The organism is Kurthia populi (assembly GCF_042686175.1).
Lineage (GTDB): Bacteria > Bacillota > Bacilli > Bacillales_A > Planococcaceae > Kurthia > Kurthia populi.
The window spans coordinates 1-551 of sequence record NZ_JBHUOR010000049.1 but is presented as its reverse complement, the minus strand read 5'-3'; the positions used below and the strand labels follow the sequence as shown (position 1 = coordinate 551).

Below are 551 nucleotides of genomic sequence, written 5' to 3'. Positions count from 1 at the left end.
TACTTGCATTAATATCTCGGTCTAGTATCGTACCACAAGATGAACAAGTCCACACACGAATAGCTAATGGTTTCTTGCCATCTCGATGACCGCAAGTATGACAAAGTTGGCTCGATGGGAAGAATCTGTCGATTTCAACAATTTTTCTACCGAACCATTTTGCCTTATACATCAGTTTTTGTACAAAAGAAGACCATGACACATCACGAATCGCTTTCGCTAACTTATGATTTTTCAACATGCCTTTGGTATTTAAGTTTTCGATGCAGATGACGTCATAGTGACGAATCAATGCCGTTGACAGTTTATTTAAAAAATCTTCACGTTGAAAAGCAACACGCTCACGCAAACGAGCCACTTTACGACGTTGCTTTTGGTAGTTCATGCACTCACGTAGGTTACGACCCTCTTTTTTCGCTTGCTCATAGCGACGGGATAATTTGCGCTGCTCACGTTTTAACTTCTGCTCCATTTTGGCTGTAAAGCGTTGGTTATCCACTTTACGTCCAGTAGACAGAATCGCAAAATCGGTGATACCTAAATCAATTCCT

The 551-nt window shown here is 40.8% G+C and carries 1 protein-coding gene; it reads right to left on the bottom strand.

The window, feature by feature from the left end; genetic code table 11:
- Nucleotides 1-551: RNA-guided endonuclease TnpB family protein (locus ACFSY7_RS10275; RefSeq protein ID WP_380147768.1), on the bottom strand; the 551-nt coding region annotated here is incomplete at both ends.